Origin of the sequence: Dorea sp. Marseille-P4042 (genome assembly GCF_900290215.1) — a bacterium.
Taxonomy (GTDB): domain Bacteria; phylum Bacillota; class Clostridia; order Lachnospirales; family Lachnospiraceae; genus Dorea; species Dorea formicigenerans.
Genome location: NZ_OLMI01000002.1, coordinates 250,721 through 277,555, shown reverse-complemented (window position 1 = coordinate 277,555; position 26,835 = coordinate 250,721). Strand labels below are relative to the sequence as shown.

The 26,835-nt window shown below is 42.4% G+C and carries 26 protein-coding genes; 21 read left to right on the top strand and 5 right to left on the bottom strand.

Translation table 11 applies throughout. The features are described from left to right. Positions 1-24 precede the first annotated feature (24 nt). From C7E02_RS06750 to thiI, 6 genes are all read left to right on the top strand, one after another. A complete protein-coding gene (locus C7E02_RS06750) occupies positions 25-1,638 on the top strand; it encodes a hypothetical protein (RefSeq protein ID WP_105309124.1) in 1,614 nt (537 codons plus the stop codon). A 131-nt stretch (positions 1,639-1,769) separates the two neighbouring features. Continuing rightward, positions 1,770-2,867, top strand: a complete 1,098-nt coding sequence (gene glf / locus C7E02_RS06745) for a UDP-galactopyranose mutase (protein ID WP_005337849.1) — start codon at positions 1,770-1,772, stop codon at positions 2,865-2,867. Positions 2,868-2,935: 68 nt separating this feature from the next. Beyond that, on the top strand, positions 2,936-3,892 hold the full coding sequence (prmA, locus tag C7E02_RS06740; protein WP_105309123.1) for a 50S ribosomal protein L11 methyltransferase: 957 nt from the start codon (positions 2,936-2,938) through the stop codon (positions 3,890-3,892). 15 nt (positions 3,893-3,907) lie between these two features. Next, the gene (locus C7E02_RS06735) at positions 3,908-4,654 is read left to right on the top strand and encodes a 16S rRNA (uracil(1498)-N(3))-methyltransferase (protein WP_005337847.1); all 747 of its coding nucleotides are present in this window, start codon (positions 3,908-3,910) and stop codon (positions 4,652-4,654) included. 80 nt (positions 4,655-4,734) lie between these two features. Beyond that, positions 4,735-5,892: a cysteine desulfurase family protein gene (locus C7E02_RS06730; RefSeq protein WP_005337846.1), complete on the top strand. Its 1,158-nt coding sequence runs from the start codon at positions 4,735-4,737 to the stop codon at positions 5,890-5,892. Positions 5,893-5,913: 21 nt separating this feature from the next. Then, entirely contained in the window at positions 5,914-7,095 is a 1,182-nt protein-coding gene (gene thiI / locus C7E02_RS06725; protein ID WP_105309122.1) for a tRNA uracil 4-sulfurtransferase ThiI, read from the top strand. Positions 7,096-7,190: 95 nt separating this feature from the next. Here thiI and C7E02_RS06720 read toward each other — a convergent pair whose 3' ends face one another. After that, positions 7,191-7,439: an HPr family phosphocarrier protein gene (locus C7E02_RS06720; RefSeq protein ID WP_005331686.1), complete on the bottom strand. Its 249-nt coding sequence runs from the start codon at positions 7,437-7,439 to the stop codon at positions 7,191-7,193. A 107-nt stretch (positions 7,440-7,546) separates the two neighbouring features. Between C7E02_RS06720 and mtaB the strand changes: the two genes are divergently transcribed. The 8 genes from mtaB to C7E02_RS06680 all read left to right on the top strand — a co-directional run bounded on the left by mtaB (position 7,547) and on the right by C7E02_RS06680 (position 14,138). Beyond that, a complete protein-coding gene (mtaB, locus tag C7E02_RS06715; protein ID WP_105309121.1) occupies positions 7,547-8,833 on the top strand; it encodes a tRNA (N(6)-L-threonylcarbamoyladenosine(37)-C(2))-methylthiotransferase MtaB in 1,287 nt (428 codons plus the stop codon). Between the two features lie 93 nt (positions 8,834-8,926). Continuing rightward, a complete protein-coding gene (locus tag C7E02_RS06710) occupies positions 8,927-9,190 on the top strand; it encodes an IreB family regulatory phosphoprotein (protein WP_005331681.1) in 264 nt (87 codons plus the stop codon). 5 nt (positions 9,191-9,195) lie between these two features. Then, complete coding sequence (gene ruvX, locus C7E02_RS06705; protein ID WP_029731303.1) at positions 9,196-9,630, top strand: Holliday junction resolvase RuvX; 435 nt, start codon at positions 9,196-9,198, stop codon at positions 9,628-9,630. Positions 9,631-9,637: 7 nt separating this feature from the next. Then, entirely contained in the window at positions 9,638-9,898 is a 261-nt protein-coding gene (locus C7E02_RS06700) for a DUF1292 domain-containing protein (RefSeq protein ID WP_005331675.1), read from the top strand. 6 nt (positions 9,899-9,904) lie between these two features. Further along, positions 9,905-10,360 (top strand): Fur family transcriptional regulator, encoded by a 456-nt coding sequence (locus C7E02_RS06695; protein ID WP_005331674.1) that lies wholly within the window; start codon positions 9,905-9,907, stop codon positions 10,358-10,360. Between the two features lie 45 nt (positions 10,361-10,405). Further along, on the top strand, positions 10,406-12,073 hold the full coding sequence (locus tag C7E02_RS06690; protein WP_005337844.1) for a ribonuclease J: 1,668 nt from the start codon (positions 10,406-10,408) through the stop codon (positions 12,071-12,073). Between the two features lie 99 nt (positions 12,074-12,172). Further along, entirely contained in the window at positions 12,173-12,823 is a 651-nt protein-coding gene (locus C7E02_RS06685) for an O-methyltransferase (RefSeq protein ID WP_005337843.1), read from the top strand. 73 nt (positions 12,824-12,896) lie between these two features. Further along, on the top strand, positions 12,897-14,138 hold the full coding sequence (locus C7E02_RS06680) for a peptidase U32 family protein (protein ID WP_022279648.1): 1,242 nt from the start codon (positions 12,897-12,899) through the stop codon (positions 14,136-14,138). Positions 14,139-14,266: 128 nt separating this feature from the next. Here C7E02_RS06680 and C7E02_RS06675 read toward each other — a convergent pair whose 3' ends face one another. The 4 genes from C7E02_RS06675 to sigK form a co-directional block, all read right to left on the bottom strand. After that, positions 14,267-15,331, bottom strand: a complete 1,065-nt coding sequence (locus C7E02_RS06675) for a PTS sugar transporter subunit IIC (RefSeq protein ID WP_105309120.1) — start codon at positions 15,329-15,331, stop codon at positions 14,267-14,269. A gap of 147 nt (positions 15,332-15,478) precedes the next feature. After that, a complete protein-coding gene (locus C7E02_RS06670; RefSeq protein WP_044994243.1) occupies positions 15,479-16,321 on the bottom strand; it encodes a response regulator in 843 nt (280 codons plus the stop codon). Beyond that, entirely contained in the window at positions 16,318-17,598 is a 1,281-nt protein-coding gene (locus C7E02_RS06665; protein WP_105309119.1) for a sensor histidine kinase, read from the bottom strand. Before C7E02_RS06665 ends, C7E02_RS06670 begins: the two co-directional genes overlap by 4 nt. 58 nt (positions 17,599-17,656) lie before the next feature. Beyond that, the gene (gene sigK / locus C7E02_RS06660; RefSeq protein ID WP_005337832.1) at positions 17,657-18,274 is read right to left on the bottom strand and encodes an RNA polymerase sporulation sigma factor SigK; all 618 of its coding nucleotides are present in this window, start codon (positions 18,272-18,274) and stop codon (positions 17,657-17,659) included. A gap of 280 nt (positions 18,275-18,554) precedes the next feature. On the opposite strand from sigK, the gene C7E02_RS06655 reads away from it, so the two are divergent. From C7E02_RS06655 to groL, 7 genes are all read left to right on the top strand, one after another. Then, positions 18,555-20,108 carry a YifB family Mg chelatase-like AAA ATPase gene (locus C7E02_RS06655; RefSeq protein ID WP_105309118.1) on the top strand — a complete coding sequence of 518 codons (1,554 nt, stop codon included), beginning with the start codon at positions 18,555-18,557 and terminating at the stop codon, positions 20,106-20,108. After that, positions 20,108-21,220 carry a DNA-processing protein DprA gene (dprA, locus tag C7E02_RS06650; RefSeq protein ID WP_203226951.1) on the top strand — a complete coding sequence of 371 codons (1,113 nt, stop codon included), beginning with the start codon at positions 20,108-20,110 and terminating at the stop codon, positions 21,218-21,220. Before C7E02_RS06655 ends, dprA begins: the two co-directional genes overlap by 1 nt. A 73-nt stretch (positions 21,221-21,293) precedes the next feature. Then, entirely contained in the window at positions 21,294-23,375 is a 2,082-nt protein-coding gene (topA, locus tag C7E02_RS06645; RefSeq protein ID WP_029731298.1) for a type I DNA topoisomerase, read from the top strand. A 63-nt stretch (positions 23,376-23,438) separates the two neighbouring features. Beyond that, positions 23,439-24,224, top strand: coding sequence for a GTP-sensing pleiotropic transcriptional regulator CodY (codY, locus tag C7E02_RS06640; protein WP_005337824.1), 786 nt, complete (start codon positions 23,439-23,441; stop codon positions 24,222-24,224). A 3-nt stretch (positions 24,225-24,227) separates the two neighbouring features. Next, on the top strand, positions 24,228-24,566 hold the full coding sequence (locus tag C7E02_RS06635) for a hypothetical protein (RefSeq protein ID WP_242978763.1): 339 nt from the start codon (positions 24,228-24,230) through the stop codon (positions 24,564-24,566). Between the two features lie 120 nt (positions 24,567-24,686). Next, positions 24,687-24,971 (top strand): co-chaperone GroES, encoded by a 285-nt coding sequence (locus C7E02_RS06630; RefSeq protein WP_005337820.1) that lies wholly within the window; start codon positions 24,687-24,689, stop codon positions 24,969-24,971. Between the two features lie 68 nt (positions 24,972-25,039). Then, positions 25,040-26,665, top strand: coding sequence for a chaperonin GroEL (gene groL, locus C7E02_RS06625; protein ID WP_005331654.1), 1,626 nt, complete (start codon positions 25,040-25,042; stop codon positions 26,663-26,665). Positions 26,666-26,835 lie beyond the last annotated feature (170 nt).

Below are 26,835 nucleotides of genomic sequence, written 5' to 3'. Positions count from 1 at the left end.
CTATAGAAAAAAGAGGTAAAGTACATGAAGTTTTTAAAGAAAGTACTGGCTGCAGTTGCCTGTGTATGTGTGCTGGCTACCAGCGTGACACTGACATCCCATGCAGCTGGCGGTAGAATTTCTTTTGCAGATCCGAGTACGGCTGTGGGAGATATGGTAGACGTAAAATGTGTTTTAAAATCCAGCAGTGGATCTCTTGGAAGTTCATCAGTAACACTTTCTTATGATGCCAGTGCATTGAAGTTTAATTCCGGTGATGGAGTGACCGGTGGTGATGGAACCCTGACATACTCAGGAAATGGCGGCTCTTCAGAAGTGTCATTTACCATGACATTCCAGGCACTGAAAGAAGGTTCTACAGAGATTACGGTAGCATCTCAGGATGTGAAATCCAGTTCTGGTTCAGAGGTTAAGCTGACAGAAGGAAAATCTACAGTGAAAATCGCTGCCGGAGATCCTTCTAAGATCGTGGATGATACTCAGGCAGCAGAAAGTGCTGACACAGCAGCTAGTGGCGATGTTACAGTTAAGGTGAACGGTACATCTTATACGCTGAGTGATTTTGTAGAAGCTTCTGTTCCAGCAGGATTTAAAAAGACAACAATGAATTATGAGGGCGCTGACCGCCCAATGGCTTATAACGAGACAAATGGTGTTTACCTTGCTTATCTGACATCAGCGGATGGTAATTCCAATTTCTTCTTATATGATGATTCAAATGCAACATTTGCACCATATGAAGAGATTGATATTTCCGATACAACAACGATTGTTCTGTTAAGTGATACAAGTGTGAAGCTGCCATCTAATTATGCGCAGACAACACTGACGCTGAACGGACAGGAATTCCCTGTATGGCAGGATAAAGACAAAGATGGATTCTATCTGATGTATGCTGTAAACAACAATGGTACGAAGAATTTCTACGAGTATGATTCTCAGGAGAATACGTATCAGAGATGTGATGTAAAGCAGGATACCGGAGCAAGCAATGCTAAGAAAAAGGCAAATGGCTTCTTTGACAAGATGCAGAATGTGATTGACGGACATTTTAAAGTATTTGCGATTATCTTTATTGTTATTTTACTTCTTCTCATTATCCGTTTGATTGTGGTTCGTGTGAAGCTTCGTAACCGTGATATTGAGTTGGATGACCTGTATGATGAGTATGGAATCGACTTAGAAGAGAAAGAACCGGAACCGGCTCCGAAGAAGATAAATAAAAAGAAAGCTCAGCCGGCTCCGAAAAAAGACAAAAACAAAAAAGTCGTAGACGAAGATGATTTCGATGACTACGATGATGACGAATTTGGCGATGATGACGATGATGATGACGATCATTATGATAGCAAGCGTTATGATGACGAAGATGATTATGCAGATGATGACTTTGAAGAAGAGAAATTTGATGAAGTCAGAGAAGCACCGCTTCGTACAGTGAAATTCGATGATTTTAATACCATTACGGATATGTCTTTATATGAAGATGAGAACTTCGAATCATTTGTGATGGATGAGGAAGAAGAGGATGATATGGTAGATGATTTAGATGATCTGCTCAGTGAGCGCCCGAAGGAGAGACGCAGCCATTCTGAGAAGGATGACACATTCCAGGTGGATTATATTGATCTGGATTAATAAGAGTGAAATGAGTAACCAGGGAGGAATGCATAATGTAAGATGCATTCCTCTCTTAATAAATGGAACTTAAAAGGCATAAATGGAGTTTGAAAGGCATAAATGGAGCTTAAAAGGCAGCAGGAGGGATTATGTACGATTATATTATTGTAGGGTCTGGGCTTTATGGAGCAATCTTTGCCCATGAGGCTATGAAGGCAGGAAAGAGCTGTCTCGTTGTAGAGAGGCGTTCGCATATCGGTGGAAACATTTATACAAAAGAGATGGAAGGAATCCAGGTGCATCAGTATGGAGCACATATTTTTCACACAAGTAATAAAGAGGTGTGGGATTACATTGGACAGTTTGCAACATTTAACCGTTATACGAACTGCCCGGTGGCATATTATAAAGGCCAGATGTACAATATGCCGTTCAATATGAATACATTTCATAAGATCTGGGGTGTGATCACACCGGCAGAGGCGAAGGCTAAGATTGAGGAACAGGTGAAGGAATATGGCGTGAAGGAGCCGAAGAACCTGGAAGAGCAGGCAATCAGCCTGGTTGGAAAAGATATTTATGAGATCCTGGTTAAGGGGTACACTGAGAAGCAGTGGGGAAGGCGTGCGACAGAGCTGCCGCCGGAGATCATTAAGAGACTGCCGGTCCGCCTGACTTATGATAACAATTATTTTAATGACCTTTATCAGGGGATTCCGGTGGGAGGCTACACGCAGATCATTGAGAAGATGCTGGAAGGCGCCAAGGTCCGCCTGAATGTGGATTATCTGAAAGAAAAAGAAAATCTTCGCCCACTCGGTAAAAAAGTAGTGTATACTGGACCTGTAGATGCATATTTTGACTATTGTTTTGGTGAATTAGAATATCGTACGGTCCGTTTTGAGACAGAGATTCTGGATACGGACAATTATCAGGGAAATGCGGTAGTCAATTATACAGAGTATGAAGTTCCATATACAAGAATCATTGAGCATAAGCATTTTGAATTTGGAACCCAGGAGAAGACCGTTATTTCCAGAGAGTATCCGGTGACATGGAAGAAAGGGGACGAACCTTATTATCCGGTCAATGATGAGAAGAATACAGCACTTTATGCAAAATACAAAGAGCTGGCAGAGAAGGAAGAGAACGTAATTTTTGGAGGACGTCTGGGACTTTACCGTTATATGGATATGCATCATGTAGTGGATGCGGCGTTACAGGCTGTAAGAGAAGAAATGAAATAAATGATAACGAGGTTAGAAACCGGGTATCATCAAAGGAAGATAATGAACGTAAAGAAGGAGAAAGTATTATGAAATGGAAGCAGTTTCGTTTAAAAACAACGACACAGGCGGAGGATATTGTGAGCAGTATGCTGGCAGATCTTGGAATTGAAGGTGTGCAGATTGAGGACAAGATCCCGCTTACAGAACAGGATAAGGAGCAGATGTTCGTGGATATTCTGCCGGATATCCCAGATGATGACGGAACAGCATATTTAACATTTTATCTGGATGAGGAAGAAGATGTGGCGCCGGTTCTTATGAACGTGAGAAAAGAACTGGAAGATATGCGTGCATTTCTTGATGTTGGGGAGTGTACTATTGAGGAATCTGAGACGGAAGATGTAGACTGGGTCAACAACTGGAAGCAGTACTTCCATCAATTCTATATAGACGACATTCTTGTAATCCCATCCTGGGAAAAAGTAAAGCCGGAGGACAGCGACAAGATGGTCATTCACATTGATCCGGGTACAGCGTTCGGAACAGGCATGCATGAGACGACACAGCTTTGCATCCGGGCGTTGAAAAAATATGTGACATCCGAGACGGAGATTTTAGATGTTGGTTGTGGAAGCGGGATTCTTGGAATGCTGGCGCTTAAGTTCGGGGCAAAGCATTCTCTTGGAACAGATCTTGATCCATGCGCCATTGATGCGACTCACGAGAATATGGAAGTGAATGGGATCCGCAAGGATCAGTATGAGGTCATGATCGGAAATATCATTGATGACACGGCTGTTCAGTATGCGGTTGGATATGAAAAATATGATATTGTAGCAGCAAATATTCTGGCAGATGTCCTTGTTCCGCTGACGCCGGTCATCATTCATCAGATGAAGCCGGGTGCTGTATATATTACAAGTGGAATTATCGAAGATAAAGAAAATGTTGTAGTAGAAGCTGTGAAGGCTGCCGGGCTGGAAGTTCTGGAAGTGAATCACCAGGGCGAGTGGGTATCTGTTGTAGCAAGAAAGAATGCCTAGAGGAGTAAAGAGAAAATGCAGCATTTTTTTGTAGATGCCTCTCAGGTATCGGAAGAAACAATCCGGATCGAAGGCACTGATGTGAATCATATGAAAAATGTGCTCCGTATGCGGATTGGTGAGGAAGTGACGGTCAGTGACGGTCAGGGAAAAGAATATCTCTGCCAGGTTCTGGATCTTGAAGAGGAGCAGGTGCAGTTGAAAATCGTAGAGACGAAAGCTTCAGATGCGGAACTTCCATCAAAGATCTATCTGTTTCAGGGTCTCCCGAAGCAGGAGAAGATGGAATTGATCGTGCAAAAATGTGTGGAGCTTGGGATTTATGCGGTTGTACCGGTGTCCATGAAGCGGTGTGTGATGAAGCTGGATGCAAAAAAAGGGGCGAAGAAAGTGGAGCGTTGGAATACAATTGCAGCCAGCGCAGCCAAACAGTCCGGGCGGGGGATCGTGCCGGAAGTGATGTCTGTGAAGACTTATAAGGAAGCCCTTGAGATGGCAAAAGATTTGGATGTTGTATTGGTGCCTTATGAGTGTGCAGAAGGTATGGACCACACAAAGAAACTGATACAGTCTATAAAGCCGGGACAGTCTGTTGGAATATTTATCGGACCGGAAGGCGGATTTGATCCGGATGAGATTGTGCTTGCATGTGAGACGGGCGGTCAGGTCATAACTCTCGGAAGGCGTATTTTACGGACAGAGACAGCGGGACTCGCGCTATTATCTGTGCTGATGTTTCAACTGGAGCAAGTTACATATTAAATTGCAGGGACATATATTGATGATAAGAAGAGACAGTGATCAACTGTTATTGGAAAAAAGAAAACAGGAAGTGAGATAGAATGAAGGAAGTATATCTGGACAATTCTGCTACGACGAGAGCATACCCGGAAGTGGGAGATCTGGTCCGTAAGGTATTGTGTGAAGATTATGGAAATCCATCTTCCATGCACCGTAAGGGCGTGGAGGCTGAAAAATATATAAAAGAAGCGAAAGAGACATTTGCAAAACTTTTAAAGGTGCAGGAGAAAGAAATCTTTTTTACCTCCGGAGGTACGGAAAGTGATAATCTGGCATTGATCGGGGCAGCAAAAGCGAATCGAAGAGCAGGGAATCATCTGATCGCATCCGGAATTGAGCATCCGGCGATCATTAATACGATGCGTTATCTGGAAGAAGAAGGATTTCGTGTTACATTTCTTCCGGTGGACCGCTTTGGAAGAATCAGTCTGAATGCACTGAAGGATGCACTCTGTGAAGACACGATCCTTGTATCTGTGATGTATGTGAATAATGAGGTGGGATCCGTGCAGCCGATTCAGGAGGCTGCCAGCATGGTAAAAGCGTATAACAAGAACATTTTGTTCCATGTGGATGCTGTGCAGGGATTTGGAAAGTATCACATTTACCCGAAGCGCCTGAAGGTGGATATGTGTTCCATCAGTGGACATAAGATTCATGGACCAAAAGGAATCGGAGTGCTTTATATTGATGAACATGTGAAGATAAAACCAATCGTATTTGGCGGTGAACAACAGAAAAATGTCCGTTCCGGTACGGAAAATGTACCTGGAATTGCAGGGATTGGTCTTGCTGCGAAGATGATTTATGAAAATCTGGATGAAAAAGTTGCAGCGATGCGTGCGATGAAGGAGCATTTTATTGAAGGCGTGAAGCAGATCCCGGATACGACCATCCATGGTCTTTATGATGAGACCAGTGCGCCACACATTATCAGTGTTGGATTTGCGGGAATCCGAAGCGAGGTTCTTCTGCATGCGCTGGAAGATAAAGGCATCTATGTATCCAGTGGTTCTGCATGTGCTTCCAACCATCCGCAGATCAGTGGCGTGTTAAAAGGAATCGGAGCCGGTCAGCAGTTTTTGGATGCAACGCTTAGATTCAGTCTTTCTGAATTTAATACGATGGAAGAGATTGACTATACATTAGATACTCTGTATAATATAGTACCGATGCTTAGAAAATATACCAGACATTAGAGATAAATGAGGAGAAGATCGATGAGATTTCATACATTTTTATTGAAATACGGGGAGATTGGTATCAAAGGAAAGAACCGTTATCTTTTTGAAGATGCTCTTGTAAGACAGGTGCGTTATGCGTTAAAGGATGTAGACGGGAACTTTGATGTCCACAAATCCCAGGCAAGAATCTATGTGGACTGTGAGGGTGATTATGATTACGAGGATACGGTGGAACATTTGAAAAGAGTGTTCGGACTGGTCGGAATCTGCCCGGTTGTCCGTATGGAGGATAAAGGTTTCGCGGAATTGAAAAAAGACGTGGTAGCTTATATGGCAGAGATGTATCCGGACCGCAACTTTACATTTAAGGTAGAGTCACGCCGTGCCAGAAAGTCATATCCGAAGAACTCTATGGAAATAAGCCGTGACCTTGGAGAGGCGATTCTCTATGCGTTCCCGGAGATCAAAGTAGACGTACATCACCCGGATGTACTGGTAAATGTAGAAGTGAGAAATGAAATCTATGTTTATTCTGAGATTATTCCAGGAGCAGGCGGAATGCCGATAGGAACCAATGGAAACGCTATGCTTCTGTTATCCGGTGGGATTGACAGCCCGGTCGCAGGCTATATGGTATCCAAACGAGGAGTTGGTCTTGAGGCAACTTATTTCCATGCACCGCCGTACACAAGTGAGCGTGCAAAGCAAAAAGTTGTTGATCTTGCGAAGATTGTGGCAAGATATTCCGGACCGATCAAATTACATGTTGTGAACTTTACAGATATTCAGTTGTATATTTATGACAAATGCCCGCATGACGAGCTGACTATTATTATGCGCCGCTATATGATGCGTATTGCGGAAGAATTCGCAAGACGTGATGGCTGCCTTGGACTGGTGACGGGAGAGAGTATCGGACAGGTGGCAAGTCAGACTATGCAGAGCCTGGCTGCAACGAATGATGTATGTACGATGCCGGTATATCGTCCGCTGATTGGATTTGATAAGCAGGACATTGTAGATGTGGCAGAGAAGATCGATACTTACGAGACCTCCATTCTTCCATTTGAGGATTGTTGTACCATTTTCGTGGCAAAGCATCCGGTCACAAAGCCGAATATCGAGGTTATCCGCCGTTCTGAGGAGAATCTGGCAGAGAAGATCGATGAACTTATGCAGACAGCGTTAGATACAGCAGAGATCATTGAAGTGAAATAGAAAAAGTGAAATAAAAAGGGGCAGCCCTTCGAAAGGAAGAACTGCCCTGTTATCTTTACTGCTTTGCTTTTGATATATGCTTTTTGGCCTGAATCCTACTTAGGATCTTCGCTTACGATATAAGGCTTGATTGCTTCAAGAATAGGACCCATCTCAGAATCTGTTGCGTGGATATTCAGAGTTGTTGGCTCATTCAGATCCAGACTGAAGATTCCCATAACAGACTTAGCGTCTACGATATATCTTCCGGAAACAAGATCAAAGTCGTTGTCGAATTGTTCAAGCTCGTGAGAAAAAGAGTTCACCTTTTGGATTGAATTTAAATAAACCTGTACAGTTTTCATTGTACGTTACCTCCTTATTTATCATACTTCTATCATCTCTATCTTAAAAGTATGACAGATAAAAGTCAAGAAACAAATTACCAAATATTTTGAAAGGAATGTGTAAAATGAAAAAGAAAGCTGCGCTCCATAATCTGGGCTGCAAAGTAAATGCATATGAGACAGAGGCTATGCAGGAGCTTCTGGAGCAGAATGGATATGAGATCGTGCCATTTAAAGAAGGGGCAGATGTCTATATTATCAATACATGTACAGTCACCAATGTTGCAGACCGCAAATCCCGGCAGATGCTTCATAAAGCACGGAAAATGAACCCGGATGCGGTAGTTGTGGCGACAGGCTGTTATGTGCAGGCAAGAGGAGAAGATATCGACCCTTGTGTGGACATCGTAGTTGGAAATAATAAAAAGAAAGACCTGATCGCGATTCTGGACGAGTATTACAATGCTCAGCATAAAGTAAAAAAAGAGCTGCTTGATATCAACCATGAGAAAGAATATGAGGAGATGCAGGTCACCCATACAGCAGAGCATACCCGTGCGTATATCAAGGTCCAGGATGGGTGCAATCAGTTCTGTTCTTACTGCATCATTCCGTATGCGAGAGGACGTGTCAGAAGCCGTAACCTGGAACATGTATTAGAAGAGGTGCGGACACTGGCTGCTTCCGGATATAAAGAAGTTGTGCTGACAGGAATCCATCTGAGTTCTTATGGAATTGATACCGGGGAGAGCCTTCTGGAACTGATCCAGAAAGTACATGAAATTGACGGCATTAAAAGAATCCGGCTTGGATCTCTGGAGCCGAGGATCATTACAGAAGAATTTGCTTCCAGTATTGCTGCACTTCCGAAGATGTGTCCGCATTTTCATCTGTCATTACAGAGTGGCTGCAATGCGACCCTGAAGCGTATGAATCGTCGTTACAGTGCAGAAGAATATATGGAAAAATGTGACCTTTTACGGAAATATTTCCACAATCCGGCACTGACAACAGATGTAATCGTAGGATTTCCGGGGGAGACGCAGGAAGAGTTTGCCGAGTCCATGGATTTTGTAGACCGCGTGAATTTCTATGAAACACACATTTTCAAATATTCCAGAAGAGCAGGAACAAAAGCAGCCGTGATGCCGGATCAGGTTCCGGAGGAAATAAAAAGTGAGCGAAGCGCGAAAATGATCGAGCTTGGACATAGAAAACAGAAAGCTTATGAAGAAAAACTCCTTGGAACGACACAGGAAGTGCTGATGGAAGAGGCAGTTGAGGCAGAAGACGGCATTTACCAGGTCGGGCATACGAAAGAATATGTTAAAATTGGTTTAAAAACAGAAGAAAATCTATCAAATCAACTGAAAAATGTTAAAATCGAAGATACAAAGCAAATAATTCATTGAATTTTGACAAATGATAGGTTAGAATAAGATTGAAGAAATGTAATTATGAAGATGTGAGAATAATTACAAAGTAATGTGAAGGACGTGAATAGTATGAAAGAATTAAGCAATACACAATTTTTTCAGGTAGAGAGTGCACCACAGATTCAGGCAAAAGATATTCTTGAAATTGTGTACAAGGCTCTTGTGGAAAAAGGGTATAATCCGGTGAACCAGATCGTAGGTTATATTATGTCAGGTGATCCGACTTATATTACCAGTTACAATGGTGCCCGCAGTCTGATTATGAAGATGGAACGGGATGAGCTGGTTGAAGAGATGTTCAAGACGTATATTGAGCATAATAAGTGGGGATAATATATATGAGGATTATGGGGCTGGACTACGGCTCGCGTACAGTCGGGGTGGCTGTCAGTGATCCTTTGGGGATAACTGCGCAGGCTGTAGAGACTATATGCCGTAAGGACGAGAACAAGCTTCGGAAGACATGTGCCCGCATCGAGGAACTGGTGGCAGAGTATAAAGTTGAGAAGATTGTGCTTGGACTTCCGAAGCATATGAATAATGATATTGGAGATCGGGCGGAAAAATCTATGCAATTTGGTGAGATGATCGGACGACGGACCGGCCTTGAGGTCGTGATGTGGGATGAGCGTCTGACTACTGTTTCGGCAGAGCGGACTTTAATCGAGAATAAGGTAAGAAGAGAAGACCGCAAGAAGTATATTGACCAGATTGCGGCTGTTTTTATATTGCAGGGATACCTGGACTCCGCACACCTGAATAAAGAAGGGTAGAAGATTTATGGAAAAGATTACATTTGCGTCTGCAGATTCACAGGAAAATGAAGAGTTTTTTGTGTTGGAGCAGACAAAGTTAAATGGAGTATCTTATATTCTTGTCACGGATTCGGAAGAAGACGATGCAGAATGTTGGATTTTAAAAGACACGTCACCGGAGGAATCATCCGAGGCAATCTATGAGTTTGTGGAAGATGAAAAAGAACTGAATGGGATAATGGGAGTTTTTGAAGAACTTCTGGAAGATGTGGAAATTGAAAGGTAATGAATTATGTCAGTCAGTCAGGAGAGTTTTAAGAAAAAGTTAAAAGAAAAAGGGCTTAAAGTGACGAATCAGAGACTGCTTGTACTGCAGGTTCTTGCAGAGAATAAGGACAGACATCTGACTGCTGAAGATATCTATGAGCTCGTAAAAGAAGATTACCCGGAGATCGGGCTGGCAACCATTTACCGAACAGTGCAGTTGTTACTGGAAATGCAATTGGTGGATCGTATTAATCTGGATGATGGATGTGTGCGTTATGAGATCGGGGAGACGCTGGATGGCACAGGAAAGCACCATCATCACCATCTGATATGTAAAACATGTGGAAAAGTACTGCCTTTTAAAGACGACCTGTTGGATGAACTGGAGCGGCATATAGAAGAAGAGACAGGATTTCATGTGTTAGACCACGAATTAAAGTTCTACGGACAGTGCAGTGAATGTAGAAAGAAACAGAAATAGACCCTTTGTTACACTGGGGGTCTGTAATTACGTGGAGGTGTAAACTTGAAAAAAGAGAATATTGGAAGTATGCGTATCATTCCACTCGGGGGACTCGAGAAGATCGGAATGAACATTACTGCTTTCGAGTACGAAGACAGTATTATTGTTGTGGATTGCGGATTGGCATTCCCGGAGGACGGTATGCTTGGAATTGACCTTGTTATTCCAGATGTGACATACCTGAAAAACAATATTGAGAAAGTAAAAGGATTTGTTATCACGCATGGTCATGAGGACCATATTGGAGCATTAAGCTACATTTTACGGGAAATCAATATCCCAATCTATGCAACAAAGCTTACGATGGGTATTATAGAGAAGAAACTAACAGAGCACAATCTGCTTCGCTCAACGAGAAGAAAAGTAGTAAAACATGGACAGTCTATCAACCTTGGACAGTTCAGGATAGAATTTATTAAGACGAACCACAGTATCCAGGATGCAGCAGCACTTGCAATCTATTCCCCGGCAGGAATTGTTGTGCATACAGGAGACTTTAAGGTGGATTATACACCAGTCTTTGGAGATGCTATCGATCTTCAGAGATTTGCAGAGATTGGAAAAAAAGGAGTACTGGCACTTTTGTCAGACAGTACCAATGCGGAACGAAAAGGCTTTACACAGTCTGAACGTACGGTAGGTATTACCTTTGATCATATATTTGCAGAACATCAGAATACAAGAATCATCATTGCGACATTTGCGTCTAATGTAGATCGTGTACAGCAGATCATCAACTCAGCGTGCAAGTATGACCGTAAGGTTGTGGTAGAAGGACGCAGTATGGTGAATATCATTCAGGTAGCACAGGAACTCGGATACTTGAATGTTCCGGAGAACACGATGATCGAGATTGACCAGCTTAAGAATTATCCGCCGGAGAAGACGGTTCTGATCACGACCGGAAGCCAGGGTGAGTCTATGGCGGCTCTTTCCAGAATGGCGGCAGACATTCACAAGAAGGTAACGATCATGCCAGGCGATACAGTTATTTTAAGCTCTAACCCGATCCCTGGAAATGAGAAATCCGTATCCAGAGTTATCAATGAGCTGTCTGAGAAAGGTGCAAATGTTATCTTTCAGGATGCTCATGTATCCGGACATGCGTGCCAGGAAGAATTAAAGCTGATTTATTCACTGGTCAAACCAAAGTATGCAATACCGGTACATGGTGAGTACCGTCACAGAAAGGCGAATGCGAACCTGGCAAAATCTCTTGGAATTCCAAAAGAGAATGTCTTCATGCTTCAGTCCGGAGATGTACTGGAAGTCAGTGAACAAGAGGCAAAAGTCGTAGATAAAGTCCATACGGGAGAGATTCTTGTAGACGGACTTGGTGTCGGTGATGTGGGAAATATCGTACTTCGAGACAGACAGCATCTGGCAGAGGACGGAATTATGATCGTAGTCCTGACGTTAGAGCGCGGAAGCAACCAGCTCCTGGCAGGACCGGATATTGTGTCCCGTGGATTTGTCTATGTTCGTGAGTCAGAAGATCTTATGGAAGAGGCAAGACAAGTCGTAACTGACGCAGTAGAAGATTGCCTGAATCATCAGAGAAATGCTGACTGGAGCAAGATAAAATTAGTGATCCGCGATACAATGAACGAATTTATCTGGAAAAAAACAAAACGTCGTCCGATGATTTTGCCGATTATTATGGATGTATAAAGTGATATTTATTTAAAAGGGGACGTAGTACTTTGAAGAAGTGCTACGTCCCCAATTGCGAAGAGGGGTGTCCCTGATTGAGGAGAGAGGTGATTGTAAATGATCGTAGATGAGCGGATGGTGACTTATATACGGTCGCTGGAGGTGCCGGAAAGCGCGGTAATTGAAGCGATTGAGCAGGAAGCTTTAAGAGACCGTGTGCCGATTATCCGGAAGGAAATGCAGAGTTTTCTGAAGGTTCTGCTGATGATCAAAAGACCGATGAGGATTTTGGAAGTAGGAGCTGCGGTTGGTTTTTCGTCAATTCTTATGAGTGAATATATGCCGGAAGGCGGGCATATTACAACAATAGAAAATTATGATAAACGAATTCCGATAGCCCGGGCGAATTTTAAACGGGCAGGGAAGGAAGAGCAGATTGATTTGATTGAGGGAGATGCCCTGGAAGTGATGCATGGCCTGGAAGGGCCGTATGACCTGATATTTGTGGATGCGGCAAAAGGGCAGTACATTCATTACCTTCCGGAAGTTATGCGGCTTCTTGGGACAGATGGAGTGCTTGTGTCAGATAATGTGCTGCAGGAAGGTGATATTATTGAATCCAGATTCGCGGTGGAGCGCAGGAACCGGACTATTCACAGCCGTATGCGGGAATATCTCTATGAGTTAAAGCATCATGATCAGTTGCAGACATCGATTATTCCACTGGGAGACGGCGTGGCATTGAGTGTAAAGCGCAGTGATATTTAAATAGTGATAGATATTTAAGCAGTGATATTTAAGAAGAATAGAAAGTTAATAAAAAGAGAAGGAGAAGAGAAGTATGAGTCAGAAACGTCCGGAATTATTAATCCCGGCCAGCAGTCTGGAAGTATTGAAGACTGCGGTTATGTTTGGTGCAGATGCAGTATATATTGGTGGCGAAGCATTTGGGCTTCGTGCGAAAGCAAAGAATTTTTCCATGGAAGATATGAAGAAGGGTGTGGAATTTGCGCATGCACATGGTGTAAAAGTACATGTGACGGTCAATATTCTTGCGCATAATGATGATCTTCCGGGAGTAGAAGAGTATCTGAAAGAATTAAAAGAAGTTGGACCGGATGCGCTTATTATCGCAGATCCCGGTGTGTTTGAGCTGGCAAAGGAAATCTGCCCAAAGATTCAGCGCCACGTCAGCACGCAGGCAAACAACACGAACTATGCGACCTATCAGTTCTGGTGGAAGCAGGGAGCTTCCCGCGTAGTATCTGCCCGAGAATTATCCTTGAGAGAAATCAAAGAAATCCGTGAAAGAATCCCGGCTGAGATGGAGATTGAAAGCTTTATTCACGGAGCAATGTGTATATCATATTCCGGAAGATGTCTGCTTAGTAATTTCTTTACCGGTCGTGACGCAAATCAGGGAGCATGCACGCATCCGTGCCGCTGGAAATATTCCATCGTGGAAGAGACGAGACCGGGAGAGTATATGCCTGTCTATGAAAATGAGCGTGGAACATACATTTTCAACTCAAAAGACTTATGCATGATCGAGCATATTCCGGAAATGATCGATGCCGGAATCGACAGCTTTAAAATTGAAGGGCGTATGAAAACGGCTCTTTATGTTGCAACAGTTGCAAGAACTTATCGCAAAGCGATAGATGACTATCTGGAAGATCCACAGAAATACAGAGATAACATGCCTTGGTATCTGGATCAGATATCTAACTGCACATATCGTCAGTTCACTACAGGATTCTACTTTGGAAAACCGACCGAAGAGAGCCAGATCTATGACAGCAATACTTATGTAAAAGAATATACTTATCTTGGAATTGTAGGAGAAATCTGTGACGGGCGCTGCAAGATTGAGCAACGTAACAAATTCTCAGTCGGTGAGACAATTGAGATTATGAAACCGGATGGAGAAAATGTAGAAGTTGCAGTCAAACGGATTATCAACGAAGAAGGTGAAGACCAGGAGAGTGCACCACATTCTAAACAAGTGCTCTATATTGAGTTAGAAGGCGGTCAGGCAAGCCCATATGATATTTTGCGCAGGCAGGAGCCAGAAGTTCAGTAAGGCGGTAAATGAGAACTTGTTGCATAGAATATCATGAATTTCTTTTCTTGTGTAATAAAAAAAAGATGCGCTGGCGAAGCGCATCTTTTTTTATATGTATCAATGTCAATATCGATGGAGTGCGATACTTACATTCCAGGCTCAAGCTCTGCTTCTGCCATTTCTTCGGCTGCTTCAGATGCTTTCTCATAAGTTCCGTTTTTCATACGAATGTGTTTGAAAATTGTTCCACCTACAAATCCTGCAACACTTCCTCCGATAGCTGCGAACAGAAGAGCAAATAATACATTCTGAACCGGGTTAAATGCAAATGGTGCTAACAGTCCAGGGATTGGAGATGCTGTACCAGGTGCATCATTTACAACATGGAATACTGCTGCTGAAATTCCGGCAAATCCACCTCCGAAGAAGTTAGAACCGTAAATCGGAATCGGGTTTGCAGTAACGATTGGAGCCTGTGTTAATGGCTCGAGCATAACGCCGATCACATTACCCTTGTTACCAAGTTTCAGTTTGTGGAATACAAATCCATTTGTAAAGGACCCACCAAAACATGCGATGGCTGCAATACCCATTGGAAGACCGGTCAGTCCTAACATAGCTGTGAGCGCCATAGAACTAAGCGGCGATGTACAGATCATCTTCATCATTCCACCTAACAGGAATCCCATAACGATTGGAGACTGGTCTGTAGCAGCAGAAATAGTAGCACCAATGTGTGACAGAATCCATGTTACACCAGGATCAACAACTGTTACAATAATACGGGCAACTGGAGCAATTATAAGTGCTCCTGCAATAATGTTAATTCCAACAGGAAGTTTCTTTTCAATAATCGGAGCGATGAATCCGATGACATAACCTGCGATAAATCCAGGAAGGATTCCGAATCCACCAACAGCAACACCGGCTACAACTGCGAATAACGGGTTAGCGCCCATTGCAATCGGAACAAGAGTAGCTGCGGCAACACCGCCCATGCTTCCGGAGATATCTCCAACTTCACGTAAGAATGCAATGCCAATCAGATCACCGGAAATATACTTATGAATTGCTTCAACAAGGAATGTTGCAACGGCTGCGTCTGCCATACCGCCCATTGCAAGAGATCCTTTTGGCATCTTCAGACTGAAAACAGAGAAGACTGCCAGAGTGACGAGTAGTAAACCTACACCAGATAAAATTGTTACCATACTTTGTACCTCACATTTCTTTAATTTGTTATTTTAATAACATCGCCGTGTTTATCGATGAGATTAATATATAAGCATGGTTACAAAAAGTATCAAATGGTGTCAAAATACCATTAAAAATTTAACAAATCGCGATAACTTTGTGCATTATTGACAATAAGAGGCCAATGCGTTCAAAAACTGCTTAATCCTTACATTGCCGTGCTTATCAGTCTTTCCACGTATAAAATCCATTTCCCTGCGAACCTGCTCAAAATTGTATAATGTGCTGGAATAGTCTACAAAAATTTCGTTACTATAATCTTCAAGACCAAGGTGAGCCAGGTTTACGAGGCCATTAAATGCTGTTCTGCGTATGCGCTGCTCCATAGATTTCGGTGTATCACAGAAGCGGCTGCACAGATCGCTAACTGTCAGTGAGTCGGCATTATCCTGGTGGTCGACTAGATATTTGACGATAGAAATGATATCTTTACTGCCAATATCCCCGATAATACCGATTCTTGTAAGGATTGTGCGAAGGGAATTCTCAATCTGCTCACTATTGTCAGGTACAGTCACAGTTGCAGGGCTGGTATCTTCCATAAATATGTTTTGCATTTTGCGGACCATTCGTTTCATAGATAAGCCATCGGAAACTTTTTTGATGACAACTTCTACTTCCACACTATTAATTGGTTTCTGGATAAAGAATTCAATCCCGGCTTCATAGGCAGAAGCAATCATATCTTTGGAGGACACTTGGGACAGCATAATATAAGATGCATCTGGTACTATTTTTCGAGCCTGTTTTACAAAGCTGATTCCATCTATTTCAGGCATGAGCAGATCTACAATTACAATATCCGGTTTAGCTGAAGGAAGATCTTCCAGTGCTTCAGCTGCATTATTAGCACTGCCGCAACATACCCCAAGTCCTCGTTCATTTATAATTAGTTTCAAAATGTTACAAATATTTTTGTCATCGTCTATAAAATAGAAAGACATCATTTTGACATTACCTCCAATTCATTTAAAGGGATGCAGATGGTAAAAACTGTCCGACCCGGAATAGAGGTCAGACCAATCGTTCCATGTAATTCCCCTTCTACAAGATCTTGTACCAGATTCAGTCCAAGTCCCCGGCTGACTTCCCCTGTCTGGAAATTAATCTTGGTCGAGAATCCAGTCTTAAATACTTCTCCTATGTATTCAGCCGGAATTCCCGGGCCGTCATCTGTAACGGTAAAAATAGCCTGCCCATCTTCGATGACCTCTGTGACAGAAAGATTAACGGTGTCAGTCTTCGAAGCTTCCAAAGCATTTACAAAAAGGTTACGGAAGATGGAAAGAAGGGCATAGTGGCTGGAAGTATAGAAATTTTTCTGATATTCATAAGTAAGATTCAGTGTCTTTCCCTGTGATTCCGCCAGATTGGTGATGGAAGATTTTAAAAGGGAGAGCACTTCTTCCAGATACATACCGTCATTTTCCAGTTCCTGTTCCAGTGCTTCGGAAATTCCACGCATGATCAACAGATATTCTTTCTTTATCTCGTGAATATCTTTTGCAGTAGTAAGCGCAGAAGAGGCAAGGGCAGGATCGGCACCTGAGTCACGCAGTGTTTCAAAGAGCCGGTAAGAATTATTCATAGTTTCTTCTATTAATGTAGTATTTTTCTTCATCCAGACAATTTCTCCATTGAGTTTGGAGAAGAGAAGTACCAGTTTCTGATAACGTTCCTCATGTTCTTTCTCAATTAAAAAGATCCGGTATTTTTCAAAGAGCAACATGACAAGCCATGTGAGACAGGAACGCATAACAGCAGCCAGAAAGATTCCAGACTGCATGTGAAGCACAAGGGAACTGAGTTCCAGTCGTACGAGAAGCTCGATAAAGTTTGCCAAGTAGTCAATCAGAATCAGAGCTCCCAGTGTCAGGTTCCGCTTTTCATGAATAGTAGCCGACAAATAATCAAACCGTCTGATATACAGATGTAGAAGAAGTCCGTAGCAAAGATAGAAAGCTATCTCCGGCATATAGTGAGAAGGACTCGTCCAATGCCCGTGGGTGATCCAATAGACGAACATACGCATAGAAAATACACCGATTGCGGATAAAAATGTAACCGGAATCAGTGGAAAATTGGACATTAATAATCCGCAAGCGGCCAGAATAACGACTGCAATGGATATTTTAAAGTTTGCTGTGAACCAGTTAATACTGAGCTGCGAAGTTAAAGCAATTGCGAAGCTGTAAAATATAGATTTTTTCAATATATCTTTCATAATATATACCACACCCTATACCTAATATAGTACAGGAAAAAAGAAGACTGCGCAAGTATTAAAAATACCCACGCAGTTTTTCAATAGCGCTCTTTTCGATTCTGGATACATAGGAGCGGGAAATGCCAAGAAGCTTTGCAATTTCGCGCTGTGTATATTCTTCTTCGTTATACAGACCATAGCGCATTTTTAAGACCAGACGTTCCCGGGTAGATAATTTAGACTCTACGTGTTGATATAATTTCAAAATATCATCTTTTTCCTCGATTTTCCGGTGGGCCTCCTGATCGTCTGTCTCAATTACATCGAAAAGCTGGATTTCGTTGCCTTCCCGGTCCGTGCCGATTGGTTCATAAAGGGAGACTTCCCGAGAAGTTTTTTTTCTGGCACGCAGATGCATCAGAATTTCATTTTCAATACAGCGTGCAGCGTAAGTTCCGAGACGTACGTTTTTTCCCGGATTAAATGTAACGACTGCTTTGATCAGCCCGATGGTGCCAATGGAAAGCAAATCTTCAGCTTCTTCTACATTTGCCTGATATTTTTTGACAATATGAGCTACGAGCCGGAGATTATGCTCAATCAGGATATGCTTGGCATTTAAGTCGCCCTCGATATATTTTTGCAGGTAATACTGTTCTTCGGAAGCAGTCAGGGGAAGGGGAAAAGATTTCAAGAAATGCACCTCGAGACAGATTTGATATAGTTTATGATGGAAAATGAAAATTTGTGCTTTTCCCATGTGGAAAAGTGTGCTATACTGATGCTACTTCAGACAGGAAATTCTTCCGTCTGCAGGAGATCTGTTGTATCGGGCGGTATCCGCCGGAGAATCCAACGATTTTGATTGAGATTGATTGTTATTAATTGTTACCTGATTATCGAAAAAATCTATGAGTGACTGAACATGAAAATGTGAATAAAAAGTATAGTTCAGTTAGAAATGAGGTGTATGAATGGCATTTAGTTCAATTGCGTCTGCCTGTGTTCAGGGACTTCACATTGAAGTAATCCATGCAGAATCAGATGTCAGTAATGGTCTTCCGATGTTCCATATGGTGGGCTATCTTTCGTCGGAAGTGAAGGAGGCTGCTGAGCGGGTGCGGACTGCGATCCGTAACAGTGGATTTTCGCTTCCACCTAAGAAAATCGTAGTAAATCTGTCGCCGGCAACGGTGAAAAAGAAAGGAGCATCTTATGATCTTCCAATCGCATTATCTGTATTAGAAGCTGTTGGCAATATTCCGGCAAAAGTGCTGGAGAGAGTTCTTGTAGCCGGGGAACTTAGTCTGGACGGGAAAGTACGTGAAGTAGAGGGAGTTCTGCCAATCGTTCTGGAGGCAAAAATGCAGGGATTTCACACATGTATTTTGCCCGAAAAAAATGTAAGTGAAGGGCGTCTTGTTCCGGGAATTCGAATTATAGGTGCCGGGACATTGGAACAATTGTGCCGGGACTTAAATAAGAAGGAAGGGTTAGGGGGAAAAATATCAGAGACGAAAGCAATCACTGAGTTTAAACAGATATGGGAACCGGAGATGCTATATGATGTGGATTACAGTGATATCTGTGGACAGGATATGGTGAAGCGGGCGGTTGAAGTTGCAGTAGCGGGTGGTCATAATCTGTTGCTTGTAGGTCCGCCGGGAAGCGGAAAATCCATGGTGGCAAAACGAATCCCGACCATTTTACCGCCGATGCAGTTGGAAGAGAGTATGGAGGTGACAAAGATTTACAGCGTGGCAGGGATGGTAGACCGGGAACATCCGTTGATTACAAAACGTCCATTTCGAAGTGTACATCATACGGTAACGAGAGCAGCACTTATTGGTGGTGGTGTGATACCGAATCCGGGGGAAATCAGTCTTGCACATGGAGGTGTTTTATTTCTAGATGAACTGGCGGAATTCCATAAGCCAGTGCTGGAAGTTTTAAGACAACCTCTGGAGGAACATAAAATCCGGATTTCCAGAAACAGTGGATGTTATGAGTATCCGGCTGATTTTATGTTGATTGCGGCAATGAATCCGTGTCCTTGTGGAAATTATCCGGATTTGAACAAATGTAATTGTACAAAAACGCAAATTCAAAATTATCTGGGTCATGTAAGCCAGCCTTTTTTAGATCGTATGGATTTATGTGTAGAGGCTTCAAGGGTAGAATACGGGGAATTACACAAGACTGGAAAAGAGGAAACATCAGAAGAAATACGTAACCGTGTCTGCACGGCGAGAAAAATCCAGGAGCAGCGTTATGAGGGGACCGATATCCGGACAAACTCCGGAATCGGAGTACGGCAGATGGAAGAATTTTGCCAAATTGGAGAAAAAGAAGAAAAACTGATGCGATGTGCATTTTCAACGATGAATCTGACTGCCCGGACTTATCATAAAGTATTGAAAGTCGCCAGAACGATCGCTGATCTGGACGGGGAAGAACAGATTGGATGCAGCCATCTGAAAGAGGCGCTTGGATACCGTATGCTGGATAAAAAATACTGGGGGAGGTAATGTGGGTGATTTATGAATACTGGTTTGCCAGGATGAAAAATATCTCTGATAATAAGAAGAAAAAACTAAGAGAGGCATATGGCTCTGCAAAAGAGATATATTATATAGAAGAAACTCAACTCAGATTACAGGATTTCCTGACAAAAAAGGATATAGAACAGCTGAAAATGGCGAGAAAGCAGAAAGATTTAGAAGAAAAATATTATAATATGGAAGAAAAAGGAATTGATTTTGTACCGTATTTTCAAAAAACATATCCGAAACGGTTGTCGGAGCTTGACGCTGCACCGTATGCGCTTTATGTAAAAGGGAAACTGCCGGAAGAAGACCGGCCTTCGGTAGCGATTATCGGAGCAAGAAGATGTAGTAATTACGGGGAAGGGCAGGCGCTGGAATATGGGAAATGTCTGGCATCAGCCGGGGTACAGATTATCAGTGGTCTTGCACTTGGTATTGACGGGGCCGGACAACGGGGGGCACTAAATGGAGGCGGAACAACTTATGGCGTGTTAGGCTGCGGAGTGGACATTTGTTATCCGAGAGAAAATATCGGTCTTTATATGGATATTCAGAGAGAAGGAGGGATAATTTCGGAGCAAATACCAGGAGAACCACCTATGTCATATCATTTTCCACTGAGAAATCGTATCATCAGTGGATTGGCAGATGTAGTGCTTGTGATGGAAGCGAAAGAAAAAAGCGGATCTTTGATTACCACAGATATGGCACTGGAACAGGGGAGGGACGTATATGCTCTTCCAGGGCCTGTCACAAGTACTCTCAGTCAGGGGTGCCACAGGCTGATCAGACAAGGTGCGGGCATATTGATCTCGCCGGAAGAATTCCTGAAAGAACTGCAGATTGAGGTTTCCGAAAACTCTACAGAATTATTAAAAAATGAAAAAATGCTTGAAACAACAGAAAAAGTGGTGTATAGTTGTCTCGATTTGTTCCCCAGAAATGTAAGTGAGATTCAGATGAAGACCGGGCTTGATGCACGGATTCTTATGGAGACACTTATGACGCTGGAGATGGAAGGATATATAAAAGAAACGGCAAAGAATTATTATGTCAGAATGTCAGATGTAATCAGAATGTCAGATGTAAGATGAAACATTTGCATTTGAACGAAAATAGTGTACGGGAATTTGCCCGATACAGATAACATGGAGGTTAGATACAGATATGGCACGATATCTCGTGATAGTGGAGTCACCGGCAAAGGTGAAAACAATCAAAAAGTTTCTGGGAAGTAATTATGTGGTGGCTGCGTCAAATGGACATGTCAGAGATCTTCCGAAAAGTCAGCTTGGTGTAGATGTGAAGAATGACTACGAACCGAAGTATATTACGATACGTGGAAAAGGTGAGATCCTTGCAAATCTCAGAAAAGAAGTGAAAAAAGCAGATAAAGTTTATCTCGCAACTGACCCGGACCGCGAAGGAGAGGCAATTTCCTGGCATCTGAGTAAAGCATTGAAACTGGAGGATAAGAAAGTTTATCGTATTAGCTTCAATGAGATCACCAAGAATGCGGTGAAGGCATCTCTTAAGACCCCGCGGGATATCGATATGGATCTGGTGGATGCACAGCAGGCGAGACGTGTGCTGGACCGTGTGGTTGGATACCGCATCAGTCCACTCCTCTGGGCCAAAGTAAAGAGAGGTTTAAGTGCCGGTCGTGTGCAGTCTGTAGCGCTTCGCATTATAGCAGATCGTGAGGCGGAAATCGATGCATTTATTCCAGAGGAATACTGGACTCTGGATGCAGAGCTGAACGTAAAAGGTGAGAGAAAGCCTCTGATCGCGAAGTTCTACGGAACAGAGAAAGAGAAGATGACGATTGAGTCGAAAGAACACTTGAATAAGATTTTAAAGGAGCTTGATGGTGCGGACTATGAAGTGAGTGAGATCAAAAAAGGAGAGCGTACAAAAAAGGCACCGGTCCCATTTACGACAAGTACACTGCAGCAGGAAGCTTCCAAAGCTTTGAATTTTGCAACCTCCAAGACGATGCGTATTGCGCAGCAGCTTTATGAAGGAGTTGATGTCAAGGGAAGTGGAACCGTGGGTATTATCACATATCTTCGTACGGATTCTACCCGTATTTCCGAAGAGGCAGATGCGAATGTAAGAAGCTATATTGGAGAGCAGTATGGCAGCCAGTATGTGGCAGCAGAAGGCGCCGGGAAAAGTGGCAGTCAGAAGATTCAGGATGCTCATGAGGCAATTCGTCCGACGGATGTTACCCGCACTCCGGCTATGTTGAAGGATTCCTTGTCCCGTGACCAGTTCCGCTTGTATCAGCTGATCTGGAAACGTTTTGTTGCAAGCCGTATGATGCCTGCAGTTTATGAGACCACTTCTGTAAAAATCGCAGCAGGAAAATATCGTTTCAATGTTGCAACATCAAAGATTGCATTTGAAGGATTCCGTCTGATCTATACGGAGGCGGGAGAAGAAAAAGACGAGAAGGGTGTGCTTTTAAAGGGACTGGATGAGAACAGTGAACTTTCTCTGAAACAGTTTGACAGTAAGCAGCATTTTACACAGCCGCCGGCACACTACACAGAGGCGTCTCTTGTAAAGACTTTGGAGGAGCTGGGAATCGGACGCCCAAGTACTTATGCACCGACAATTACATTGATTATAAATAGAAGATACGTTGCGAAGGAAAATAAAAACCTTTATATGACAGAACTTGGAGAAGTTGTTAATAATATAATGATGCATTCATTTCCAAGTATTGTGGATGTCAGTTTTACGGCAAATATGGAAAGTCTTCTGGACGGTGTTGCGGAAGGAAAAGTCAGATGGAAGACGATTATTGAAAATTTCTATCCGGATTTGGACGCAGCCGTGAAAAAAGCGGAAGAAGAACTGGAAGAGGTAAAAATCGAGGACGAAGTAACGGATGTAATCTGTGAAGAATGTGGCAGAAACATGGTTATCAAATACGGTCCGCATGGAAAATTTCTGGCATGTCCGGGATTCCCGGAATGTCGGAATACAAAGCCGTATCTGGAAAAGATTGGTGTAAAATGTCCGATGTGCGGAAAAGATGTAGTAATTCGCAAAACGAAGAAGGGAAGACGCTATTACGGTTGTGAAAATAATCCGGAATGTGAGTTCATGTCCTGGCAAAAACCGTCTGAAAAGAAGTGTCCTCAGTGTGGAAAATATATGGTAGAAAAAGGAAATAAACTTCTTTGCAGCAATGAACAATGTGGTTACACTGAAAGTATAAAAAAAGAGAAAGAAAATTAAGGAAATTTATTGAATAAGCGTGAATTGTATGATAATATACACTCATAGATGGAGGAATTGCATATGGGCGTACAATTATTAGATAAAACTAGAAAAATCAACAAATTACTACACAACAATAATTCAAGCAAGGTTGTATTTAATGACATTTGTGATGTCTTGACTGAGATACTGGAGTCAAATGTTCTGGTAGTCAGTAAAAAAGGGAAGGTGCTTGGAAAAAGTCGGTGCCTGAATGTACAGCCGATTGGAGAACTGATTGCCTGTGAGGTTGGCGAGCATATTGATGGTATGTTGAACGAGAGATTGCTTAGTATCTTATCAACAAAGGAGAATGTAAATCTTCAGACACTGGGATTTTCTGCTGAGGCAAGCGGAGGATATCAGGCAATCATCACACCAATCAATATTGCAGGAGAGCGTCTCGGAACATTGTTCATTTACAAAGTAGATAAACCATATGAGATTGATGATATCATTCTCAGCGAGTATGGAACAACAGTTGTAGGACTGGAGATGCTCCGTTCTGTTAACGAAGAAAGTGCAGAGGAGACAAGAAAAGAACACATTGTACAGTCTGCGATCAGTACATTATCTTATTCAGAACTTGAAGCGATCATTCATATTTTTGATGAGCTGGATGGCTCAGAGGGAATTCTGGTTGCAAGTAAGATTGCAGACAGAGTTGGAATCACCCGTTCTGTAATTGTAAATGCTCTGCGCAAGTTTGAAAGTGCAGGCGTGATTGAATCTCGTTCATCAGGAATGAAAGGAACTTATATCAAAGTTGTAAATGATTATGTATTTACAGAACTGGAGCACATCAAGGAAGAAAAGAACAGAGGTTAAACTTTGAAAAATCGGAGAATGGACAACATGTATGAAGAGTGTCCGGCGCTGCTTCAGATGACGCGGACGTTTTTGGAAGATGGAGAAAAAGATGAAATCATTCATCATTGTAAAGTAATCCGGTATGATTCGGAAGAAGATAACATATACTTCATTGCAGGAAAATCAGATATCACAAGTTTTTTGCTGGATGGAGTATATAGATGTACGATCAATAGTGAAAAAAAAGAAATCTGGTGCCAGGGCGTCATACGTGAAAGATACTGTAATAAAGTCGGAAAAGTCTTAGTATTTCGTGTACAAAACGGCTTTTATGAAAAAAATATAAACAAGATAAAATAAATAAAAGAGTGTTGACAAAAGAGAAAGAGAGTGCTATTTTATACCTAGAGTTTTTAATAGCACTCTATTTTTATGAGTGCTAACAACATAAAAGAGATGTTAAAGCAAGGAGGAATAAATATGAAATTAGTACCATTAGGAGACAGAGTCGTATTGAAACAGATCGTGGCTGAGGAGACTACAAAGTCAGGAATCGTATTACCTGGACAGTCTAAAGAAAAACCACAGCAGGCAGAAGTTGTGGCAGTCGGACCAGGCGGAACTGTTGATGGAAAAGAAGTGAAGATGAACGTAACAGTAGGACAGCAGGTTATCTATTCTAAATATGCAGGAACATCTGTTGAGATTGAAGACGAAGAATATATTGTTGTGAAACAGGATGATATTTTAGCAATCATCGAATAAGGAATGTTTGTTAATTTAAAATATTTTGTGTGAAATCAGTAAAGTCTAATTTAGGAGGCAGTTTAATCATGGCAAAGGAAATTAAATACGGAGCAGAAGCAAGAGCAGCCCTGGAAGCAGGAGTAAATCAGTTAGCAGATACAGTAAGAGTGACACTTGGACCAAAAGGACGTAACGTAGTACTTGATAAATCATTTGGTGCACCACTGATTACAAATGATGGTGTTACAATCGCAAAAGAAATCGAGTTAGAAGATCCATTTGAGAATATGGGAGCTCAGATCATCAAAGAAGTTGCATCTAAAACAAATGATGTAGCAGGAGATGGTACAACAACAGCTACTGTACTTGCACAGGCTATGGTACATGAAGGAATGAAGAACCTGGCAGCAGGTGCTAACCCAATCATTCTCCGTAAAGGAATGCAGAAAGCTACAGATGCAGCCGTTGAGGCAATTAAGAATATGTCCAGCAAAGTTAACGGTAAAGACCAGATTGCTAAGGTTGCAGCTATTTCAGCAGCAAGCGAGGAAGTAGGTCAGATGGTAGCAGATGCTATGGAGAAGGTTTCTAACGATGGTGTTATTACAATCGAAGAATCTAAGACAATGAAAACAGAGCTTGACCTTGTAGAAGGAATGCAGTTCGATCGTGGATACATTTCTGCATATATGGCAACAGATATGGATAAGATGGAAGCTAATCTGGAGGATCCATATATTCTGATCACAGATAAGAAAATCAGCAACATTCAGGAAATCCTTCCAGTACTTGAGCAGATCGTTCAGTCAGGATCCAGACTCCTGATCATTGCAGAGGATGTTGAGGGTGAAGCTCTTACAACCCTGATTGTAAATAAACTGCGTGGAACATTCAATGTTGTTGCTGTAAAAGCACCTGGATATGGTGACAGAAGAAAAGAGATGCTCAAAGACATCGCTATTCTGACAGGCGGACAGGTAATTTCCGAGGAGCTTGGATTAGAGCTGAAAGATACTACTATGGATCAGCTTGGACGTGCAAAATCAGTCAAAGTACAGAAAGAGAATACGGTTATCGTAGACGGCTGTGGAGACAAAGATTCCATCCAGGCAAGAGTTGCTCAGATCAAAGCTCAGATTGAGGATACGACATCTGAATTCGATAAAGAAAAACTTCAGGAGAGACTTGCAAAACTGGCAGGCGGAGTTGCAGTAATCCGTGTCGGAGCAGCAACAGAAGTTGAGATGAAAGAAGCAAAACTTCGTATGGAAGATGCTCTGGCAGCAACAAGAGCAGCAGTAGAAGAAGGAATTATCTCCGGTGGCGGTTCTGCATATATCCATGCAGCAAAAGAAGTAGCAAAATATGCTGCAACACTGGAAGGTGATGAAAAGACAGGAGCTAATGTAGTCCTCAAAGCACTGGAGGCTCCATTATTCCACATTGCTGCAAATGCAGGACTGGAAGGCTCTGTTATTATCAATAAAGTATCTGAGTCTGAACCGGGCGTAGGATTTAACGCATTGACAGAAGAGTATGTAGATATGGTAGAGGCAGGAATCCTTGATCCGGCTAAAGTAACAAGAAGTGCACTTCAGAACGCAACAAGTGTAGCATCTACGCTTCTGACAACAGAGTCTTGTGTAGCGAACATCAAAGAAGATACTCCGGCAATGCCAGCAGGCGGCGGAGCAGGCATGGGAATGATGTAAGAATAGTGTATTAGCAATTCTAATAATCATAGATTAGTATTATGAAAACTCCCCCTTTAGGGAGTTTTCTTTTTAACACAATTTGTGGTAAAATAGAGAAAATGGTTGACAAATGCCGACTGTTTTTTGTATCATAGCTTTTAAATATTACAAAGGAAAGTGAGGATAAT

What these genes read in the sequence shown, in the direction of transcription:
- C7E02_RS06670 (WP_044994243.1), bottom strand. Translation starts at nt 16,321, where the DNA reads ATGATGTCTTTCTATTTTATAGACGATGACAAAAATATTTGTAACATT.
- C7E02_RS06720 (WP_005331686.1), bottom strand. Translation starts at nt 7,439, where the DNA reads ATGAAAACTGTACAGGTTTATTTAAATTCAATCCAAAAGGTGAACTCT.
- prmA (WP_105309123.1), top strand. Translation starts at nt 2,936, where the DNA reads ATGAAATGGAAGCAGTTTCGTTTAAAAACAACGACACAGGCGGAGGAT.
- groL (WP_005331654.1), top strand. Translation starts at nt 25,040, where the DNA reads ATGGCAAAGGAAATTAAATACGGAGCAGAAGCAAGAGCAGCCCTGGAA.
- codY (WP_005337824.1), top strand. Translation starts at nt 23,439, where the DNA reads ATGGGCGTACAATTATTAGATAAAACTAGAAAAATCAACAAATTACTA.
- C7E02_RS06680 (WP_022279648.1), top strand. Translation starts at nt 12,897, where the DNA reads ATGAGTCAGAAACGTCCGGAATTATTAATCCCGGCCAGCAGTCTGGAA.
- topA (WP_029731298.1), top strand. Translation starts at nt 21,294, where the DNA reads ATGGCACGATATCTCGTGATAGTGGAGTCACCGGCAAAGGTGAAAACA.
- C7E02_RS06710 (WP_005331681.1), top strand. Translation starts at nt 8,927, where the DNA reads ATGAAAGAATTAAGCAATACACAATTTTTTCAGGTAGAGAGTGCACCA.
- C7E02_RS06630 (WP_005337820.1), top strand. Translation starts at nt 24,687, where the DNA reads ATGAAATTAGTACCATTAGGAGACAGAGTCGTATTGAAACAGATCGTG.
- C7E02_RS06700 (WP_005331675.1), top strand. Translation starts at nt 9,638, where the DNA reads ATGGAAAAGATTACATTTGCGTCTGCAGATTCACAGGAAAATGAAGAG.
- C7E02_RS06730 (WP_005337846.1), top strand. Translation starts at nt 4,735, where the DNA reads ATGAAGGAAGTATATCTGGACAATTCTGCTACGACGAGAGCATACCCG.
- dprA (WP_203226951.1), top strand. Translation starts at nt 20,108, where the DNA reads ATGTGGGTGATTTATGAATACTGGTTTGCCAGGATGAAAAATATCTCT.
- C7E02_RS06685 (WP_005337843.1), top strand. Translation starts at nt 12,173, where the DNA reads ATGATCGTAGATGAGCGGATGGTGACTTATATACGGTCGCTGGAGGTG.
- C7E02_RS06750 (WP_105309124.1), top strand. Translation starts at nt 25, where the DNA reads ATGAAGTTTTTAAAGAAAGTACTGGCTGCAGTTGCCTGTGTATGTGTG.
- C7E02_RS06735 (WP_005337847.1), top strand. Translation starts at nt 3,908, where the DNA reads ATGCAGCATTTTTTTGTAGATGCCTCTCAGGTATCGGAAGAAACAATC.
- C7E02_RS06665 (WP_105309119.1), bottom strand. Translation starts at nt 17,598, where the DNA reads ATGAAAGATATATTGAAAAAATCTATATTTTACAGCTTCGCAATTGCT.
- glf (WP_005337849.1), top strand. Translation starts at nt 1,770, where the DNA reads ATGTACGATTATATTATTGTAGGGTCTGGGCTTTATGGAGCAATCTTT.
- C7E02_RS06695 (WP_005331674.1), top strand. Translation starts at nt 9,905, where the DNA reads ATGTCAGTCAGTCAGGAGAGTTTTAAGAAAAAGTTAAAAGAAAAAGGG.
- C7E02_RS06655 (WP_105309118.1), top strand. Translation starts at nt 18,555, where the DNA reads ATGGCATTTAGTTCAATTGCGTCTGCCTGTGTTCAGGGACTTCACATT.
- mtaB (WP_105309121.1), top strand. Translation starts at nt 7,547, where the DNA reads ATGAAAAAGAAAGCTGCGCTCCATAATCTGGGCTGCAAAGTAAATGCA.
- ruvX (WP_029731303.1), top strand. Translation starts at nt 9,196, where the DNA reads ATGAGGATTATGGGGCTGGACTACGGCTCGCGTACAGTCGGGGTGGCT.
- thiI (WP_105309122.1), top strand. Translation starts at nt 5,914, where the DNA reads ATGAGATTTCATACATTTTTATTGAAATACGGGGAGATTGGTATCAAA.
- C7E02_RS06675 (WP_105309120.1), bottom strand. Translation starts at nt 15,331, where the DNA reads ATGGTAACAATTTTATCTGGTGTAGGTTTACTACTCGTCACTCTGGCA.